An 18191-nucleotide genomic window follows, 5' to 3' on the forward strand; every position below is an offset into this window, starting at 1 on the left:
GGGCACGGGGGCATGTTGATGGCTACGGCAGAGGGGGTTTACCTTCGGGTCAAGAACGGCGTGCCTCTCGGCGGACGAGTCGCCGTTGTGGTAGACCTCGACTCGCCGGATCGGAGTGTTCACTTTCAATGCACCGGGTCGGGTTGGATCGCACAAGGCCATTTGGAGGAAGTGCCGGCCGTCGGCTACGACGATTGGAAAGCGGGCGCGAGGGCGGGGATCGAATTCGCCTTGTCTGTCGCCGCCAAGCAAAGCGCCTGCGTGCATGTGACGCGGATTGTCGGAATGACGACCGACTCAAACCCGTCGTCCCTCGCGGCCGCAGCCGCGTTCGCGGTTTGGAAAGCGTTGGGTCACAACCCCTCGCCAACCGCACTTGAAGAGCTTGAGGCGGTCGTGGCGGACAGCCGGACGCGGCCGTTCGATTGGGTTCCGGTACTCGAAATGACGCGACCTTGATCCCTGAAGTCCGCGCGGCGGTGTGAGGCGGTCAAGGGATGAAGGAGATTTGATCCGCCAAGTCCTCGGCCTTGCCCGCGTGGGCGACCAACTGAAGGGCGTCGAGAATGTCCGGGATGCTCGTCCCCGGCCGCACTTCGAGAATGCCCGGTACAGCCCCGCCGCCCGCGATGTGGTCGGCCAGGGGAGTCGGCATGGTGCGGATGTCCCGCGTGACGAGTATCCGTCCCTCCGCCTCGACCCACTTCAAGATGTCGGCATCCAGCGTCCCATACCGTGGGGCCGAGGGTTCACCGCCGGCCACCACGTCGAGGGGGTAGGGCGAACCGAGCAGGTTGTGCCGTCGCACCGCGTCGAGAACCTTCTGCGGCTATTCTCGTCGAAGAGGAACGTGAGCATCGGTTACCGCCCACGGGTCAGTCGGAAGTAACACTCGCCCCTTGCGGAATTAGCCGTTCGCGGAGCGCGCGCAGGTTGACCGTCGCCCCGGTTGCGCGTTGCTCGGCCATGTCGGCCGCGTACCGGTTCAGATAGTCGTCGAGTTCGCTTCTGTTCTCGAGGTAGAACGCGATCGTCTTGTGTACGGTCGCGAGGGAAACGTGGGGGAATTGAACCGCGAGGGATTCCGCCGACTCGCCCTGGTTGTAGTCGAACAGGAAATGATGCAGCCCGACCCGCGTGCCGCGAATCGTTAACTCGCCGTGGGCGTCACGGTGGAGGAAGTCGGGGAGGTTCATTTTCGATTAGCCCTCGAATCTCTTCATAGTTTATCATTCCTCGGGTCGGCGAAGGTAGTCGATTTCTCCGTTGCCCCTTCGTCGCGGAGTGCCAATGATCCTCGTCGTCGGCCTCGAAATCGGCCTGTTCATCTTCGGGCTGGTCTCGCTCGCGCTGGGCAAGATGACGTTCGCCCCGAGCCGGGTCGTCGAGGGGCTGGCCGGGCGGCTGCTCGGCATCCTCGCCATGCTGCCGATGCCGCTGGCGTTCGCGTTCGGGTTCGTCGTCGGCTTCATGGAAGGGTTCAAGAACCCGAACGGCAACCCGCAGCAGCTCATGGAGAAGATCGCCCCAACGGTTCAGGCCGTCGAGATCGGGCTGGCCGTCGGCGGTACGCTCCTGGTCGTCGGCATCGGGCTGGCCCTCGCCGGGCCGTCCGAGGAGGAACGCCGGTGGCGGCATCGCCGCCGGCGGGATGAGTATTACGACGACGAGGAAGATGACGACGACTACGACGACCGCCCCCGGCGTCGCCGCCGGGACGAGGACGATTACGACGACGATTACGACGACCGCCCGCGGCGACGGCGGCGGGACGACGACTACTAAACACCCATGCCACACCCCGTACTCATCATCGACGACGAAGAGGCCATCGCCTGGGGGCTGCGGCGGGCGTTCGAGAAGGCCGGCCACCCGGTCGCGGTCGCGGCCACGGCCGAGGACGGGCTGAAGAAGGCCGCCGTTCAGAAGCCGGGCGTGATCTTCCTGGACGTGCGGCTGCCCGGCATGGACGGGCTGACGGCGCTCGAGAAACTGCGGGCCGCCGCGCCGACCGCGGCCGTGATCGTCATGACCGCGCACGGCAACCTCGCCACGGCCGTGAAGGCCGTCGCCGGCGGGGCGTTCGACTACCTCGCGAAGCCGTTCGACCTGCACCAAGCCCTCGACGCCGCCGCGCGGGCCGCCGCCACCGCCGCCACCGCCAACGGGTCCCGGCCGGCCCCCGCGCCCGCGACGGACGAAATCCTCGGCCGCACGCCCGCGATTCAGTCCGTCTTCAAGCGGATCGCGCTCGTCGCCCCGACGGAGGCGTGCGTCCTCGTCACCGGCGAGAGCGGGACCGGGAAGGAACTCGTCGCGCGGGCCATCCACGCGAACAGCCCGCGGCGGGACCGGCCCTTCCTGCCGGTCCACGTCGCGGCGCTGAACCCGAACCTCGTGGAGAGCGAACTGTTCGGCCACGTCCGCGGGTCGTTCACCGGGGCCGACCGCAACCGCGACGGGCTGATCTCACTCGCGAACGGCGGGACCGTGTTCCTGGACGAGATCGCGGACATCCCGCTGCCGGTCCAGGCGAAGTTGCTGCGGGTGCTGGAGCGGCAGGAGGTGCTGCCGGTCGGCGGGGCGGCGGCGCAGCCGGTGGACGTGCGGGTCGTCTCCGCCACGCACGTCGATCTGTCCGCGGCCGTCGGCGACGGCCGGTTCCGCCACGACCTGTTCTTCCGACTGAACGTTTACCCGATCCACGTCCCCGCGCTGCGGGACCGGGCGGACGACATCCCCGTCCTGGCCGAGGCGTTCCTCCAGCGGTTCGCCCCGACTTCGGCGCTGACGGCCGACGCGCTCGACGCTTTGAAGAAGCGGGTCTGGCCGGGGAACGTGCGGGAGCTGCGGAACGCGGTCGAACACGCGGCCATCGAGGGCCGCGGCGGGCCGATCCGGCCGGACCACCTGCCGGGCGCGACGGCGCACGTCGGCCCGCAGTCGGTCCGCGAACAGTTGGCCCGGCTCATCCGGGCGTGGGTGGCCGAGCGGGTCACCGCCGCCGGCGGGAACGAGCCGGCGGAGTTGTATCAAGGGTTGTTGGACGAGGTCGAGCCGGCCCTCGTCGGCGAGGTACTCAGGCAACTGGACGGCAACCGGCTCGCGGCGGGCCGGTGGCTGGGCCTGGCCCGCGCGACGGTGCGGAAGCTGATTCGCAAGTACGGCCTCGCCCCCGACGCGGACGGGGACGAGCTGGGGGATTAGTCTTCGACTTCGACGTTGAACACCATCGGCCGGGGGCAGGCGGCCGTCTTCACGGTCTCGAGCGCGAGCGACTTGAGGTAGTAGCTCTTGACCCGCCCGGAGATGAGGACGTGGTCTTCGGTTTCGGTGACTTGCAGCCGCCGGATTTGCGGCTGGCAGCTGTTGGCCAGGGCCAACTGCGCGGGCGACGGCTCAAGCGTGTCGAGCGTGGTCATCGGGGCACTCCTTCCCGAGATCGACCTCAGAGTTTGGTGAATGCGACGCGAGTGTTGCTAGAGCTACCGTCACCAAAAAAATAGATGGTTGGACAGGCGGCGATTCCTTCCGCTGACCATCGGGCGATGCGAACCGGTTAGCTCTCGTCGGTGAAACCTATGTGATCCTAAAAGGGCGGTCGGCAATCCGCAACTCTTTTCCCCGAAAACTCGGTGAAGAATTCGCACATTTCCTACAACCGGAAAACTCACGGCCGGGCGAACGCGCGGAATAGAATTGGCCCGATGAGCGACAACTCGTCCCCGCCGCCGGCCGACGACAGCTTCCTGGCCCCGGACCGGTGGGACCACGTCCTCCGCACCCTCGCCCGCAAGAAGAATTTGATCCTGCAGGGGCCGCCCGGCGTCGGGAAGTCGTTCGTCGCCGGGAAGGTCGTGAGCCACCTCGTCGGCGGCGACGCCGGCCGCGCGGCGTGGGTGCAGTTCCACCCGGCCTACGCCTACGAGGACTTCGTCCAGGGTCTACGGCCGGACGACGGGGGCGGATTTCGGATCCGCGACGGCCCGTTCCTGACGTTCGCCCGCCGGGCCGCCGACGACCCGGACCGGCCGTACCTGTTCGTCATCGACGAGATCAACCGGGCGAACCTGAGCAAGGTGTTCGGCGAACTCTTCTCGCTGCTGGAAGCCGACCGCCGCGGGCCGCGGTTCGCGATCCCGTTGACCTACGCCCGGAGCCTGACCGATACGTTTTTCGTGCCGGACAACCTGTTCGTGTTGGGGTTGATGAACACGGCCGACCGGTCGCTGGCGCTGGTCGATTACGCCCTGCGGCGGCGGTTCGCGTTCCTCGACCTGCGGCCGGCGTTCGACGCGCCGGGGTTTCCGGCGTTGCTGGCCTGCCGGGGCGCGGGGCCGGAACTGATCGACCGAATTATCGCGAAGATGACCCGGCTGAACGGGGCGATCCGCAACGAGCGGACGGCGCTCGGCCCCGGCTTCGAGGTCGGGCATAGCTTCTTCTGCCCGCGGCCGGGCGAGACGCCGGACGAGGGCTGGTATCGGGCCGTCATCGAAACGGAGGTCGCGCCGCTGCTCCGCGAGTATTGGTTCGACGACCCGGACCGGGCCGACGCGGAGGTCGAGAAGCTCTTGTCATGATCCCGGTCGCGAACCTGTACTACCTGCTCTCTTACGCCTGGGACGTGCCGGCCGGCCGGGGCGCGGTCCGCGCGACGGCGATTCCCTTCAAGCGGCAGCCGGACTTCTTCGCGGCGGTGCTGGCCCACGGGACCGAACGATTGTTGAAGCGCGGCCTGGACCGCGGGTACACGACGGTCGAGGAAGAAACGTCGCGGCCGCGCGGAAGGCTCGACGTGACGGCCACGCTACGGCGGAACCGGCCCGGCGTGGCCGTCTGTCGGGCCGACGACCCGACGCACGACACGCCGCCGAACCGCGTTCTGAAGGCGACGCTCCGTAGCTTGGTGAAGTGTACGGACGTGAACCGCGACCGCGCGGCCCGCTGTCACGCGCTGGCCGGCCGGTTCGCCGACGTGCCGGACGTGGAACTCTCGCCGGGTGCGTTCGCGGCCGTGCGGCTGGGCCGAAATACGGAGCACTACGGCGTCCTCCTGCACGTCTGCCGACTGCTGTTCGAGAACCGACTGCCGGACCCGCGGCCGGGTGCGGTGGCGTTCGCGGACTTCACCTTGGACGACCGGCAGATGGCGAACGTGTTCGAGCGGTTCGTCCGCAACTTCTACCGCCGCGAGCAGACGATCTTCCCCCGCGTGACCGGCGAGCGGTTCGCGTGGCGGGAGGTCGAAGGGTCGGCGGACGACGTGGCGCTGCTGCCGGAGCTGCGGACGGACGTGTCGCTGGCGTCGCCGACGCGGAAGCTGGTGATCGACGCGAAGTTCTACCGCGCCACGCTAAGTTCGCGGTTCGACGCGGAGAGCGTTCACGCGGCGAATCTCTACCAACTGTTCGCGTACCTGAAAAATCAGCGACCCGTGCCGGGACAGACGGTCGAAGGGATGTTGCTGTACCCGACGGTCGGTCGCGAGTTGGATTTGCGGTACGTGCTGCACGGGTTCCCGGTCCGCGTCGCGACGGTGGACTTGAACCAGCCGTGGGAGGCGATTCACGAGCGGATGCTTCATATAGCGGTGGGCTTGCCCACCGTGCGGGGCGAGGCTTTGCGAGACCCGCACCGCGGAGCCTCCCACGGGGACATTTCTGTCATCGCTGGTAGTTCCCCGTGGAAGGAACGCCGATAATCCCCGCGCGAACCTCACTGCAATGGGAGGGACGCCCACGTAGGAGGGACGCCCTCACCCCCGCGGGAAGCTAACTGCGGCGGGAGCAACGCCCCCGTTTGAGGGACGCCCACGCGGTTTCTCGAAGACTCGAAACCGCACGGTGGGCAAGCCCACCGCTATATGACCGAGCCGTCACGAAGGGCCGCCTCAATCCACCCGCCACCCAGCACCCGGCTCCCGTCGAAGAACGTCACCGCCTGGCCCGGCGTCACCGCCGCCTGCGGGTCCGCGAAGCGAACGTCCGCCCCGCCGTCCGCCGTCGCCACGACGGTCGCCGCACAGCCCGGATGCCGGTAGCGAATCTTCGCCGTCACCGCTAGCGGCTCCGCCGGCGGGTCGATCAACCAGTTGATCCGCGACGCCGCCAACCCGTCCGCCAACAACTCCGACTCCTCCCCGACGACGACGGTGTTCGTGTCCGGCACGATCTCCAGCACGAACCGCTTCTTCCCGCCGCCGCCGACGCCCAGGCCCTTCCGCTGGCCGACGGTGAACCGGTCGATGCCGTCGTGCTCGCCTAACACGTTCCCGTTCGACTCCACGATCACGCCGGCCGTCTGTGCCGCCGGCCGCCGCTTCCGCACGACATCGACGTGGTTGCCGCTCGGCACGAAGCAAATCTCCACGCTGTCCGGCTTCGCCGCCACGCCCTGTAACCCGGCTTCCGCCGCTATCTCCCGAATCTGCGGCTTCAAGTACCCGCCGACCGGGAAGATGAGGTGGTCCAGCACCTCCCGCTTGATGCCGTGCAGGACGTAGCTCTGGTCCTTGTCCGGATCGACGCCCTTGTGCAGCTCGTTGCGGCCGTCCGCGCCCGTCAGCACCTGCGCGTAGTGTCCGGTGGCGATGAAGTCCGCGCCGAGCTGCTTGCCGAACTGCCAGAGCTGGCCGAACTTCAGCCAGTTGTTGCACACGACGCACGGGTTCGGCGTCCGCCCCTTCAGGTACTCGTCCGCGAAGTAGTCGATGATCTGGTTGAATTCATGTTCAAAGTCCAGGGCGTAGAACGGGATGTCCAGCCGGTCGGCGACGCGGCGGGCGTCCCCGGCGTCGATGGCCGAGCAGCAGCCCTTCTTGTTGTCCCGGCGGTGGTCCGGCTCCTCCGTGTGCGTGCCGGTCCGCATGAACAAGCCGATCACGTCGTACCCCTGCCGCTTGAGCAGGACCGCCGACGCGGAACTGTCCACCCCGCCGCTCATCGCCAACACCACCCGCGCCGCCATGAATGCCCCCGATCGTGTGTACCCACATTGTAGAAGTGAGGGGCCGACCGCCGCGACGGGTTCGGTCGCACCTCCGATGAGCCGAGTTCGTATCCTGTTCGATGCGAGCCGCGCCCCCTCTCGGAACCTTACCGTGCGATTGGTCGTACTCATTAGCGGGTCCGGGACCACGCTCCAAAATCTGCTCGACCGGACCGGCGACGGCCGGCTGGCCGCCGAGGTCGTCGGCGTCGTCGCCAGCCGCGGCGACGTGCTCGGCGTCGAGCGGGCGAAGGCCGCCGGCGTGCCGGTGGCGGTCGTGGAGCCGAAGCCGCGGGAGACGTTCTCGGCCCGCGTGTTCGCCGCCGTGCGGCCGTTCGCCCCGGACCTCGTCTGCCTCGGCGGGTGGCTGCACCTGCTGCGGATCCCGCCGGACTTCCATCGCATGGTCATCAACATCCACCCTTCGCTCTTGCCGGCGTTCGGCGGCAAGGGGATGTACGGCCGCCGCGTCCACGAGGCGGTCCTCGCCGCCGGGGCGGCGGTCACCGGCTGCACCGTCCACTTCGCGGACGACACTTACGACACGGGGCCGATCGTGCTCCAACGAGAAGTCCCGGTGCTGCCGGGCGACACGCCCGAGGGGCTGGCGAAGCGCGTGTTCGCGGCCGAGTGCGAGGCGTACCCGGCGGCCATCCGCCAGCTTGCCGCATCGAAATAATCCGCACGTCCGCTAAAGTTTCCCGCGCCGCCGGCCGATACCTCCGATGTGACCCGTTGCGTCCCGTTCCTCGTTCTGCTCGCGGGCGTCGGCTGCGCGGACCTGAAGGCCGTGCGGCAGACGCCGCCGCTGCCGGCCCCCGCGCCGCCGGACCTGGCCGCGTACCGCATCGGCTGCCCGGACGTGCTGGAGGTGACGTTCGCCGACCGGCCGGAGTGGGACTGCGTCGCGGCCGTCGATGTCGATGGGTGCGTGCCGCTCGGCGACGCGGGCACGGTCCCCGTGCAGGGCCTCACGACGACGGAGGCGCGGGCGGCCGTCGCGGAGGCGGTCGGCCACTCGGCGAACGGCGTGCTGGTCATGGTCGCCGTGCCGCGGTCCGGGCGGGTGTTCGTCACCGGGCCGGACAACAAGCGGATTCGGGCGGTGACGTACACCGGGCCGACGCCGGTGCTCGACTTCCTGCAAACGGCCGGTGCGATCCACCCGCGGGAGGCGAAGCTGAACGACGTGTACGTCGTCCGGCCGAACGTCGCGGCCGACGCGCCGCCGAAGATTTTCCACGTCGATGTCGAGGCCGTGCTGCTCGACGGCGACCCGACGACGAACGTGGTGATCGAGTCATCCGACCACGTTTACGTCGGCGAAACCCGCCGCGCGAGTTTCGCCCGGTTGCTGCCGGGTTGGGCGCGGCCGGCGTATCGGCAACTGGTCGGGCTGCTGCCGACGTGGGAGTGACTTGACAGCCCGTCCCGATCTCCGACAATCACGTCGCACCGCACCCCCTTCCACCGGTAGGCCCCGATGTTTGAAACCCCACGCGAACCGGTCGTCAACCGGCGGCAACTCCTCGCTTCCGCACTCGCGACCGGCCTCCTCGGTGTGCGGGCAACGGCCGACGAGAAAAAGCCGCGGAAGGTTCTCCTGCGCTCCTCATGGCAAACGGTCAACATCGGCGACATCGCCCACACGCCGGGGATGCTGGCGCTGTTGGAGAAGCACCGGCCGAACGACGAAGTCACCCTCTGGCCGAACAACCTCGATGCCGCGGTGGAGAAACTGCTCACGGCCCGGTTCCCGAAGCTGCGGATCGCGAAGGCTAAGCCGGACCAGGAGGCGGCGCTGGCGGCGTGCGACTTCTTCCTGCACGGGTCCGGCCCCGGCCTGGTCGGCGTGAAGGAGGCGGCGCTCGCGCACAAGGCCGGCAAGCCGTTCGGGTTCGGCGGCGTCACGCTCACCGACGCCGAGATCAAGACGCACCGCGAGTTGCTTTCGGCCGCGAAGTTCGTGTTCACCCGCGACACCGACTCGCTCGCCGCGCTCAAGAAGTCCGGCATCACCGGCCCGACGATGGGCTTCGGCCCGGACGCGACGTTCGCCCTCGACCTCCGGGACGACGCCGCGGCCGACAAGTTGCTCAAGCAGCACGGCCTGGAACCCGGCCAGTTCCTGTGCGCCGTGCCGCGGCTGCGGTGGACGCCGTACTGGGAAATTCACCCGGAGCGGACGAAGCCGAACCCGGAACGGAGCGCGGTCAACGAGGCGTTCGCCGAACGGGATCACGCGAAGCTGCGGGACGGCATCGTCGCGTGGGTCCGCGAGACGAAGCGGAAGGTGTTCCTCGTGCCGGAGATGACCTACGCGGTCGTCCGCCTGCGGCCGTTCTTGTTCGACCCGCTGCCGGCCGACGTGAAGCCGCACGTCGCCGTCCTCGACCGGTACTGGCTGACGGCCGAGGCCGCGAGCGTGTACGCGAAGGCGGCGGCCGTCGCCAGCTTCGAAATGCACTCGCCGATCATCGCTGTTGCAAACGGCACCCCGGCAATCCTGCTCCGCCAGCCGACCGACACGCGGAAGGGCCAGATGTGGCGGGACGTGGGACTGAACCGGTGGATTTTCGAGATCGACGACACCACCGGTCAGCAGGTCGCCGAGCGACTGGTAATGGTCGGCAAGGACTTACCGGCGGCGCGGGCGACGGCGGAAAAGGCGAGGTCGGTCGCCCGCGAGAAGATGGCCGCGATGATCGCGGCGATTCCGTGACGGGTTACTTTCGCCCGACGCGGCTCTCGAAGAACTTCCGGCCGATCTGGTACGGCTCGCGGAACGTCTGGTCCTCGACCCACCCGGCCGCGCCGCTCGGCGTGCCCCAGATGCGGAACGTCGGCTCGGCCGTCAGCGGCGGCAGCTCGACGCGCTCGATTCGCTTCCCGTCCTTGTCCAGCAAGCCGATCTGAATGTCCGGCCGGCCGCGGTTGAGCAGGTGCCAGCGGACATGGATGCCTTCCTCCGCGTTCAACTCCCCCGCGGCGGTGTCGCCGGCCACCCATGCGACGGCGGCGTCCGGCGGGGCGTGTTGCTCAAGGTACGCTACCACGTCCCAGAGCATCCGGGCGCGGGCGGCGAACTTCTCCTGCCGGACCGTGTTCGCGACGGCGACGAGCAGCACGCCGACCCAAACGCCGACCCACGCGAGCTTCTTCCACCGGCCGATGGGGGTCGCGATGAACCGCGTGAGCAAGAGCGCGATGAGGATGTCGAGGCCCCACACGGCGGGCATTGTGTACCGACCGGAGATCATGTCCATCGGCAGGTAAACGACGACCCCGGCGAGGAGGAGCAGAAGGGCGGAAAGCCCAGGCACGGCCGTGCCTGGGCTTTCCGCCCTCTTCCACACCACGGCGAGTACGAGGGCCAGCCCCACGCCCAGGAAGTCCAGCCCGATCGCGCCCTTCAAGCTGTTCAGAATGCGGCCGAGCTGCGCGACCGACGGGCCATGCGTCTCGTACTGCCCCGGATGCCAGTGCAGCTTGAAGTAGACGAAGTGCGCCACCGGCAGAACGAGCGTCAGCGCGAGCAACAGCGCCCGTCGGCCGTGGGCTCGACAGCCGTCGCGCCATGATAGCCCTTCTGGGAACATTCGTAGCGCCACCTGCGCGGGGATTAGCGCGACGTAGGTGTTCTTGCACCCGAGCGCCGCGACCACGCAGAGGACGGAGACCACGTCCCAAACCCACGGCCGCCGCGCGAGTGCCGCCTTCCGCGCGGCCACCAGCGCGAGCAGGGCGTAGGGCATCGCCACGCCTTCCGCCAGCGTCAGGCTCGTCCAGATTTCGTTCCGGTACGGGTTCCACATCGCCGCCGCGCCGGTCAGTAAGGCCGCCACCGGATGCACTTTCAGCTCGCGGAACAGCCAGAGCAGCATCCCGGCCGCGAGGCCGCACCACGCGAACCGGACCGCCCGCCACGCGAGCGGGTCGCCGCCGGTGGCGTTCGCGAACAGCTCCCAGTGCGCCCAGAGCACCGGGCGGAACGGGCCGAGGTGGTCGTAGTTCGCGTACACCTTCTGCCACCACAGCGCGACGTGCCCAGCGGGCGTCGTCCCCGGCGGGGCGGGGTAGACGAGGTTGCCGTCGTCGATGAAGTCGAACGGCGTCGTCAGCGTCGGCACGTACCCGGCCGCCAGCACGAGCGCGCCGAGGACGATCCAGTACGGGAATCGCGGAGTCATGGGTCCACTTTGAGGCACGGGTATTCCGCGAGAAACTAGCATTTCCGACGCCCCGTTGGGTAGCCGAACTGCCGGCCGGGTCGCACGATACTCCCATCGACCCACCCCGAGGCTCCGCCATGTCGCAGCAAACCCTCATCCTGTTGAAGCCGGACGCCGTGCAGCGGCGACTCGTCGGCGAATTGCTCTCCCGGTTCGAGCGGAAGGGCCTCCGGCTGGCGGGGCTGAAGCTGATCCAGGCCCCGCGGGAACTAGCCGAGAAGCACTACGCCGTCCACAAGGGCAAGCCGTTCTACGAGTCGCTGCTGACGTTCCTGACGAGCGGCCCGACGGTGGCGATGGTCTGGGAGGGCCGGGAGGCGGTCGCGGTCGGCCGGAGCCTGATGGGCATGACGGACGGCGCAAAGGCCCCGCCCGGCACGATCCGCGGCGACTACGCGCTGAGCGTGCAGAACAACCTCGTCCACGGCAGCGATAGCCCCGAAAACGCGGCGCTGGAAGTCGGCCTCTGGTTCACGCCCGTGGAACTGGTGAAGTTCGACATCGTGGACGGGAAGTGGGTCGGCTAATCTTGGGCTGAAAGCCCACGGACGAACGTCCGTGGGCAGCGCCTCACCTCTACTGCAACTTCCGATACTTCATCCGCTTCGGCACGTCCGCCTCCGCGCCCAATCGCGCGTGCCGCTGTTCCTCGTACACCTGGAAGTTCCCCTCGCACCAGACGACCTTGCTGTCGCCCTCGAAGGCCAGGATGTGCGTCGCCACGCGGTCCAGGAACCACCGGTCGTGGCTGATGACCACCGCGCAGCCGCCGAAGTTCAACAGCGACTCCTCCAGCGCACGCAGCGTGTCCACGTCCAGGTCGTTCGTCGGCTCGTCGAGCAGCAGCAGGTTGCCGCCGCTGCGGAGCAGCTTCGCCAGGTGGATGCGGTTCCGCTCCCCGCCGGAGCAGTTGCCGACGATCTTCTGCTGGTCCGGCCCGGTGAAGTTGAACCGGGCGCAGTACCCGCGGCTCGCCACCCGCTGCTTGCCGAGCATGATGTAGTCCGTGCCGCCGGTGATCTCCTCGAAGATCGTGGCCGTCGGGTTCAGCGCGTCCCGGTTCTGATCGACGTGCGCCGGTTTCACCGTCGGGCCGACGGTCAGCTTCCCGCCGTCCGGCGTCTCCTGGCCGACGATCATCTTGAACAACGTCGTCTTCCCGGCACCGTTCGGCCCGATGATGCCGACGATCCCGCCCTTCGGCAGGTTGAACGTCAGGTCGTCGAACAACAGCTTGTCGCCGAACGACTTCTTCACCCCCTCGGCCCGCACGACCAGGTCGCCGAGCGGCGGGCCGGGCGGGATTTGAATCACCAGGTCTTCCTCCCGGTCCTCGACTTCCTGCGCTTGCAGCCGGTCGATGGCCGCGAGGCGGGCCTTGTTCTTGCCCATCCGCGCCCGCGGGGCCATCCGCGCCCACTCGAGTTCGCGCTCGAGCTGCTTCTGCCGGGCCGTCACCGACTTCTCTTCCAGTTCCAGCCGCCGCTTCTTCTTCTCCATCCAGGCCGTGTAGTTGCCGACGAACGGGTAGCCCCGGCCGCGGTCGAGTTCGAGGATGTACTGCGCGACGTTGTCCAGGAAGTACCGGTCGTGCGTGATCGCCACGACGGCCCCGGTGTAGTCCTTCAGGAAGTGCTCCAGCCACTCGACGCTCTCGGCGTCCAGGTGGTTCGTCGGCTCGTCGAGCAGCAGCAGGTCGAAGTTCTGGAGGAGCATTTTGCAGAGGAACACCCGCCGCCGCTCGCCGCCGGACAGGTGCTCGACGCCCGCGTCCGGCGGCGGCAGCTGCATCGCGGCCATGGCCATCTCGACCTTGCGGTCGATGTTGTGCGCGTCGGCCGTGTCGATCTGCGATTGCAACCGCTCCATCTGGTTCGACAGCTTCTCGAAGTCGGCGTCCGGGTCGGCGAACTTCTCGGCCACGGCCTCGTACTGCTTGATCAGGTCGCGGATCGGGCTGACGGCCTCCTCGACGTTCTCCAGCACCGTCTTCCCCGGCGTGAGCATCGGCTCTTGCGGGACGTACCCGATGGTCAGCCCGTTCTCCGGCCGGGCCTCGCCCATGAAGTCCTTGTCTTCGAGGGCCATGATGCGGAGCAGGGTGGACTTGCCGGACCCGTTGGAGCCGATGACGCCGATCTTCGCGCCGGGGTAGAAGGCGAGTTGGATGTCTTTGAGGACTTCGCGCTTGCCGTAGTGCTTGGTCAGCTTGTCGATGGTGAAGATGTACCGCTCGCCCATGTCCTGCCGCTCCGTGTTCGGGAATACGGGAATGATATACGGCAGCAGCGGACGGGTTCGGTCATATAGCGGTGGGCTTGCCCACCGTGCGGCCGGAGTCTTCGACGGCCGCACCACGCTGCCTCCCGCGGGGAACTACACGCGGTCGGAGGAACGTTCCCGCGGGAGGAAGGCCGGCACGCCCGCGGGGACGTGGTTGTAGAGTGAGGAGCGTGCCCGCGGGAGGCAGGTGGTGCGGGTTCTCGAAGACTCGAATCCGCACGGTGGGCAAGCCCACCGCTATATGTCAAACGTGCCCCTCACTTCCGCGCCGCGAGATAAGCCAACAAGTCCGCCGCCTCCTGCGGTGTGAAGTCCCGCAACAGGCCCTCCGGCATGATCGACGTCCGCGATGCGTCCAGCGATTCCACGTCGTCGGCCGCCACCGTCGCCACCTTGTTCTGCGCGTCCTTCAGCACCACCCCCTGAGCGTCCCGCTTCACCACGAGGCCGGTCAGCGCCTGCCCGGAGTGCGTCCGCAGCAGGTACGACTGGTACTGCGGCTCGATCCGCCGCGACGGGTCGAGGAGGCTTTCGAGCAACTGCTCCCGCGTGCGGGTCTTCGCGATCTGCGACAGATCGGGGCCGACCTCCTGGCCCTGGCCGTCGACCTTGTGGCACGTCGCGCACCGCGACCGCTCCGCGAAGAACAGCTTCTTGCCGCTCTCCGCGTCGCCGGTCAAACCCAGGATCGCCCGCGGCCGCGGGGCGTTGCCCAGGGTGCGGACCTTCGACGGGTCCGGGAAGTACCCGGCGAGCAGGTCGCGGGAGACGGTCGCGCACGACGGCTTCGCCACCTCCTCGCGGAGCGCCTTCAGCGCGTCCGGCGGCAACGCCCCTCGGCCGACGGACCGGGCCAGCCGCATCGCCGTCCCGCAGCGGGTCAGTTGCTCCGCCAGCTTGCCTTTCTCCACCGCCGTCACGTCCGCCGGCTCGGCCGCGCCCGGCTTCAGCGACGCGATCCAGTCGCGGACGAGCCGCAGACCGTCCTCGTCCGGGAACTCGCTGCCGAGGTGCGGCATCCGGCCGCTGCCGAACTTCGCCATCCGGTAGTACAAGACGCTCCGCTCCGGGTCGCCGGGGGCGAGGATGCGGGCGTCCGGGATGCCGAAGTCGCCGCGGGTCGGCTTCGCGTCCCAGAGGTGCTTGTCCTTCACGTCCGCGTCGAGGTTAACGTGGAACTCGACCGACCCGCCGCCGCCGAACCGGTGGCAGTGCCCGCAGTTCGCGTTCAGGTACGACCGCGCTCGGTCGGCCACTGACAACGAAGTGTCAGTGGGGTCGGGGTACTTCCGCACCTTCTTCAGCTCGTCGGCCGTGAACGGCTTGAGCGGCCGTTCCTTGTCGTCGACGCGGTTCAGCAGGCCGAGTTCGCCGAGCCGCGTGAGTTGGTTCTTGCCGTCCTTCTCGCGGTTGAGTTGTTCGCGGTTGAACGCGAGTGTGTACCCGGCCCAGGCGTTGTGGCACTGGCCGCACTGCACCCGGCTGGCGAACGTCCACGTCTGCGGCCGGACGCCGCCGAACCGCTCGTCCTTCACCGCGAGTTGCTTCTCGCCGCCGTCGGCGGGGACGAGATCGGCGTCCGTCTGGTCGTCCCGCCAGGCGTAGGTGTAACCCTGGATCGCGTCGCCGTCGAAGTGCAGCAGCTGCGTCTCGATTCGCCGCCGCGATGCCGGGTTGCCGCGCTCCATTTCGAGCGAGATCGTCTTCACCAGAACGCCGTCCTTCGGCAGATGGACGTGGATCGGGTTCCACGTCACGTCGTTGGCGAGGTGCTTCTTGTTCGCGTAATCGGTCGCCGCCGACGTGCCCGGCAGCGCGACGAGGTACTCGGAAGTCGCGTAGTCCTGCCACTGCTTCGCGTTGATGTCGAAGGAATACACGCCGTCGGCCGGGGCGTGCGCCTGCGCGTCCTTGAAGAGGCCGGTCGCCGAGAGCGTGCGGGGGAACTTCGCCGGGTCGAGGGCCGCGGCGTCGTTGCGGGCGAACGTGTGGACCGTCCCGGCGTCGTAGTCGAGCAGGTACTGCTCGCCGTCGTGGTCCTCGCCGAACGCGATGATCCGCACCGCCGGCGCGGTGATTTCTTCCATCGTCTTCAGCTCGGTCTCGTTGAACGTCGCCGCCCAGATGCGGCGGGTCATCCAGTCGCCGAAGACGTACTTGCCGACCAGTTCCGGGAACTTCTTGCCGCGGTAGACGTACCCGCCGGTGACGCTCGCGGCGATGCTGTGCGACAGCTCGATCGCCGGCGGGCGGATCGGCGTCGGGCCGAGCTTCAGCGTCGTGTTCACGGCCTGCCCGGCCTCCATGACGCTCCAGCCGTAGTTGCCGCCCTTCTCGATCTTGTGGACCATCTCCCACGACTCCCACCCCACGTCGCCGAGCCACAGGTCGCCGGTCGTGCGGTCGAAGCTCATCCGCCACGGGTTGCGAAAGCCGTAGGCCCAGACTTCCCCCCGCACCGGCTTGCCGTTGTGCGTCAGCCCGACGAACGGGTTGTCCTTCGGGATCGCGTAGTTCCGCCCGGCGTCCTTGTTGTGGACGTCGATCCGCAGGACGGACGCGAGCAGGTCCGAGCAGTCCTGCCCGGTCTTGAACTTGCCGTCCGGCGGGTTCGGGTCGGTCGCGTCGCCGGTGGTGATGTAGAGGTAGCCCTCCGATCCGAAGTGCAGGTCGCCGCCGTTGTGCCCGCCCTGCGGGAACGTGATGACGACTTCCTCGCTCGCGACATCCAGCGTCGGCGGCGTGGTGTCCTTCATTTTGAACCGCGAGACGCGGCTGCCGTCGTCCAGGTTCGGCTTGTCAGCCGCCACCGTGTAGCAGACGTAGCAGAACCGGTTCGCCTGGAACTTCGGGTCGAACGCGAGGCCGTACACGGCGTCGAACCGCTTGGCGTCCTTCGTGAGCGAGAGCTTCGGGTGCTTCGCGAAGTCGTGGCACAGCTCCGCCGCCGCGTCCGGCTTGTTCTCGAACGAGAAGACCTTGCCGTGCTGCTCCGCGACGAACAGCCGGTTGCTGCCGGGCATCCGCGCCATCAGGACGGGGTGGTTGAACTTCAGCTTCGGGAACGCGACGGCGGCTTTGAACGCGGGCGGCGGCTCCGGGCTGCCGACGACGCGGGACGTGGTCCACGGCTTGCGGGCCGGGGCCGCGTCGCCGCCGACGAGGACCGCGACGCCGACGATGACGAGGCCGACGACGGGTAGAATGGGGAGTCGCATGCGGGGAACCTGACCGGAGGAGAAGCACCCTTGACGAGTGTGCTTGGCATCCTATTATCAGAGTTCACGAGTTGCGATGCAACGCGAGCGGAAGTGGCGGAACTGGCAGACGCGCCAGATTCAGGTTCTGGTTCCCGCAAGGGAGTGGAGGTTCAAGTCCTCTCTTCCGCATAAACGAAAAACGGGCGGGCCGTTCCAACGGCCCGCCCGTTTGCGTTGGTAGATTTTCCCCCGAAGACGTGTAGAAACTGCCGGTCCAGTGTTTCTTTTCAATCCGCCCCGTCCGCGGGCATGTTGTCCGAAAGTGCCGCGACCTGGCCGAGCACCAGCGACGACACGCGGCGGACCTTCGGCTCGACCTCTTCCCCCTCGTACCCAGCTTCCGCCACCACCCGGCGGACGGTCCGCAGGTCGTCGGCGTCCAGCCGGTCGCGGGTCAGCATGGCGGTCGAATCCGTCCCGTCCCACGCCGACTGGCGGCACTCGCGGACCCGGTTGGCCATTTCGCGGGCTGTCATCATGGTTCGACTCCCGGTAAGGAATACAGGGCGAAGGGCGAAACGTGGGGATGGGAGAGGGTAGTGCAAGCCACGGGCCTGAGCCACGCGGTCCACTAAAAAAGAGCGTACCCGACCCCACGATGGGATGCGAGTCTGAATGTTGCGAAAAATGGAAAATTTGGGCGAGGTATGATTTCACCCGGTCGGAAACTCCCCGAAGTCGTGGTATCCGAACATCGTGACCTGAAAACCGTGGTCCAGCGACAGGCCGCGCAACCGGTCTAAATTCGCCCGCCGGTGCACGTCGTCCTCGGCCCGCGCCGCGGCGAGCGCGGACACCGGGTGCTCGTCCGTCTCCAGTTCGACGCGCAAGTAATAGGCATCGCCGACGTGCAGTATCCAGCGGTCCCCTTGTTGTTGAATCGCGACGCCGCAGTGCCCGCGGGTGTGGCCGAACAGCGGCACGAGTAGCACCTCGGACGCGAACCCGAGCGGCACGGGCCGCACTTCGAGGCCGAACCAGTCGCGGGTGGTTGCCGCGTGCGGAACCCACCGCGGCCCGTGCGCGAACTGCGGCGGACGGTAACGGAAGTGCCCGTCGTTCACGGCCGCGAGTTCCTCCCTGGCGACGTGAACCGCCGCGTGCGGGAAGTCGGCGAGGCCACCGGCGTGGTCCGGGTCGGCGTGCGTGAGCAGGACGTGCTTCACGTCGTCGGCCGAGAAACCCAGCTTCTCGATCTGCCGCACGACCGTCTCGCGCTCGTCGAACTGGAAACCGCCGATGTCGATAATCTCTTGCCCGATGCGGCCGACCGGGTCGCGCACGTCGAGCAGGCCGATGCCGGCGTCCACGAGCGCGAGGCCGGCCGCGTCCTCGAGCAGGAGGCAGTGGCACGCGGCCTTCGGGTTCGGCGGCGCGTGCAGCGTGCCGCCGTTGATGTGGTGAACCTTCGTCATGCGGAACCCTC

At 68.1% G+C, this 18191-nt stretch carries 18 protein-coding genes and 1 tRNA gene; 10 read left to right on the forward strand and 9 right to left on the reverse strand.

Going from position 1 to position 18191, the window contains the following annotated elements; translation table 11 throughout:
- Window positions 1-87 precede the first annotated feature (87 nt).
- The gene (locus AC5JJ2_RS06470) at window positions 88-459 is read left to right on the forward strand and encodes a hypothetical protein (RefSeq protein ID WP_495857151.1); all 372 of its coding nucleotides are present in this window, start codon (window positions 88-90) and stop codon (window positions 457-459) included.
- Window positions 460-490: 31 nt separating this feature from the next.
- Here the strand turns inward: AC5JJ2_RS06470 and AC5JJ2_RS06475 are convergent, their stop codons facing one another.
- Window positions 491-808, reverse strand: a complete 318-nt coding sequence (locus AC5JJ2_RS06475; protein ID WP_495857152.1) for a DUF5615 family PIN-like protein — start codon at window positions 806-808, stop codon at window positions 491-493.
- A 67-nt stretch (window positions 809-875) separates the two neighbouring features.
- Window positions 876-1196, reverse strand: coding sequence for a DUF433 domain-containing protein (locus AC5JJ2_RS06480; RefSeq protein ID WP_495857153.1), 321 nt, complete (start codon window positions 1194-1196; stop codon window positions 876-878).
- A 94-nt stretch (window positions 1197-1290) separates the two neighbouring features.
- Here AC5JJ2_RS06480 and AC5JJ2_RS06485 point away from each other — a divergent pair, with 94 nt between their 5' ends.
- On the forward strand, window positions 1291-1785 hold the full coding sequence (locus AC5JJ2_RS06485; protein WP_495857154.1) for a hypothetical protein: 495 nt from the start codon (window positions 1291-1293) through the stop codon (window positions 1783-1785).
- Between the two features lie 6 nt (window positions 1786-1791).
- Window positions 1792-3207, forward strand: coding sequence for a sigma-54-dependent transcriptional regulator (locus AC5JJ2_RS06490; protein WP_495857155.1), 1416 nt, complete (start codon window positions 1792-1794; stop codon window positions 3205-3207).
- Here AC5JJ2_RS06490 and AC5JJ2_RS06495 read toward each other — a convergent pair.
- On the reverse strand, window positions 3204-3422 hold the full coding sequence (locus AC5JJ2_RS06495; RefSeq protein WP_495857156.1) for a hypothetical protein: 219 nt from the start codon (window positions 3420-3422) through the stop codon (window positions 3204-3206). The two genes, AC5JJ2_RS06490 and AC5JJ2_RS06495, sit on opposite strands and share 4 nt — an antisense overlap.
- 285 nt (window positions 3423-3707) lie before the next feature.
- Between AC5JJ2_RS06495 and AC5JJ2_RS06500 the strand changes: the two genes are divergently transcribed.
- The gene (locus AC5JJ2_RS06500; protein ID WP_495857157.1) at window positions 3708-4583 is read left to right on the forward strand and encodes an AAA family ATPase; all 876 of its coding nucleotides are present in this window, start codon (window positions 3708-3710) and stop codon (window positions 4581-4583) included.
- A complete protein-coding gene (locus AC5JJ2_RS06505; RefSeq protein ID WP_495857158.1) occupies window positions 4580-5704 on the forward strand; it encodes a 5-methylcytosine restriction system specificity protein McrC in 1125 nt (374 codons plus the stop codon). Before AC5JJ2_RS06500 ends, AC5JJ2_RS06505 begins: the two co-directional genes overlap by 4 nt.
- 158 nt (window positions 5705-5862) lie before the next feature.
- Here AC5JJ2_RS06505 and mnmA read toward each other — a convergent pair whose 3' ends face one another.
- Entirely contained in the window at window positions 5863-6969 is a 1107-nt protein-coding gene (gene mnmA / locus AC5JJ2_RS06510) for a tRNA 2-thiouridine(34) synthase MnmA (RefSeq protein WP_495857159.1), read from the reverse strand.
- A 133-nt stretch (window positions 6970-7102) separates the two neighbouring features.
- Between mnmA and purN the strand changes: the two genes are divergently transcribed.
- The 3 genes from purN (at window position 7103) to AC5JJ2_RS06525 (ending at window position 9712) form a co-directional block, all read left to right on the forward strand.
- On the forward strand, window positions 7103-7669 hold the full coding sequence (purN, locus tag AC5JJ2_RS06515) for a phosphoribosylglycinamide formyltransferase (RefSeq protein WP_495857160.1): 567 nt from the start codon (window positions 7103-7105) through the stop codon (window positions 7667-7669).
- Between the two features lie 48 nt (window positions 7670-7717).
- The gene (locus AC5JJ2_RS06520) at window positions 7718-8407 is read left to right on the forward strand and encodes a polysaccharide biosynthesis/export family protein (protein WP_495857161.1); all 690 of its coding nucleotides are present in this window, start codon (window positions 7718-7720) and stop codon (window positions 8405-8407) included.
- A 66-nt stretch (window positions 8408-8473) separates the two neighbouring features.
- On the forward strand, window positions 8474-9712 hold the full coding sequence (locus AC5JJ2_RS06525) for a polysaccharide pyruvyl transferase family protein (protein WP_495857162.1): 1239 nt from the start codon (window positions 8474-8476) through the stop codon (window positions 9710-9712).
- Between the two features lie 4 nt (window positions 9713-9716).
- On the opposite strand, the gene AC5JJ2_RS06530 is transcribed toward AC5JJ2_RS06525, so the two are convergent.
- Window positions 9717-11180, reverse strand: coding sequence for a hypothetical protein (locus tag AC5JJ2_RS06530; RefSeq protein ID WP_495857163.1), 1464 nt, complete (start codon window positions 11178-11180; stop codon window positions 9717-9719).
- 119 nt (window positions 11181-11299) lie between these two features.
- Between AC5JJ2_RS06530 and ndk the strand changes: the two genes are divergently transcribed.
- Window positions 11300-11749, forward strand: a complete 450-nt coding sequence (gene ndk / locus AC5JJ2_RS06535) for a nucleoside-diphosphate kinase (RefSeq protein ID WP_495857164.1) — start codon at window positions 11300-11302, stop codon at window positions 11747-11749.
- Between the two features lie 49 nt (window positions 11750-11798).
- Here the strand turns inward: ndk and ettA are convergent, their stop codons facing one another.
- Both ettA and AC5JJ2_RS06545 read right to left on the reverse strand, forming a co-directional pair.
- A complete protein-coding gene (gene ettA / locus AC5JJ2_RS06540) occupies window positions 11799-13463 on the reverse strand; it encodes an energy-dependent translational throttle protein EttA (RefSeq protein ID WP_495857165.1) in 1665 nt (554 codons plus the stop codon).
- 299 nt (window positions 13464-13762) lie between these two features.
- The gene (locus AC5JJ2_RS06545) at window positions 13763-16723 is read right to left on the reverse strand and encodes a PQQ-dependent sugar dehydrogenase (RefSeq protein ID WP_495857166.1); all 2961 of its coding nucleotides are present in this window, start codon (window positions 16721-16723) and stop codon (window positions 13763-13765) included.
- A gap of 87 nt (window positions 16724-16810) precedes the next feature.
- Between AC5JJ2_RS06545 and AC5JJ2_RS06550 the strand changes: the two genes are divergently transcribed.
- Window positions 16811-16894: transfer RNA gene (locus tag AC5JJ2_RS06550), tRNA-Leu, on the forward strand.
- Between the two features lie 98 nt (window positions 16895-16992).
- Here AC5JJ2_RS06550 and AC5JJ2_RS06555 read toward each other — a convergent pair.
- Window positions 16993-17244, reverse strand: a complete 252-nt coding sequence (locus AC5JJ2_RS06555) for a hypothetical protein (RefSeq protein WP_495857167.1) — start codon at window positions 17242-17244, stop codon at window positions 16993-16995.
- Window positions 17245-17418: 174 nt separating this feature from the next.
- Window positions 17419-18180: an MBL fold metallo-hydrolase gene (locus AC5JJ2_RS06560; RefSeq protein WP_495857168.1), complete on the reverse strand. Its 762-nt coding sequence runs from the start codon at window positions 18178-18180 to the stop codon at window positions 17419-17421.
- Window positions 18181-18191 lie beyond the last annotated feature (11 nt).

Source organism: Limnoglobus sp., assembly GCF_059499385.1.